Origin of the sequence: Gemmiger formicilis (assembly GCF_016901605.1) — a bacterium.
In the GTDB taxonomy this organism is placed as follows: domain Bacteria; phylum Bacillota; class Clostridia; order Oscillospirales; family Ruminococcaceae; genus Gemmiger; species Gemmiger formicilis_B.
On sequence record NZ_JACJKP010000483.1, the window covers coordinates 1 to 400 of the forward strand.

1 protein-coding gene is annotated in these 400 nt (G+C 54.5%); it reads right to left on the minus strand.

The features are described 5' to 3' along the window. Positions 1-400: zinc ribbon domain-containing protein (locus H6B10_RS15555; protein WP_204652370.1), on the minus strand; the 400-nt coding region annotated here is incomplete at both ends.

The following is a 400-nucleotide window of genomic DNA, read 5'->3' on the forward strand; positions in this document are numbered from 1 at the left end:
CCTGTTCTGCCTCGTAATCGGCGGTCATTTTCTTGTACCGCTCCTTGTTCAGATCGCCCAGGACAAAATCCTCATAGAGTCGGGACAGAAGAACATCCAAGTCAGCCAGCCGCTTCTTGGCCTGTTCCACTCGTTTCCGATCTTCACGGATGTTGCGTTCCTGATCGGAACGGCGGCATTGCAGCCACTCCTCCTGAAAGCCCTCCACGTCCTGCCGGATATAGGCATTGACCGCACGGATGCGTTCCAACACCAGTTCCCGCAGTACATCTTCCCGGATATAGTGGGCAGAACAGGTGCCTCGGCCGCTTTTGTAGCTGGAGCATACATAATGGTCTTGCTTGCCGTCAAAGCTCTTGCAGGTAGCAAAGTGCAGCTTGTTCCCGCAATCGGGACAGAA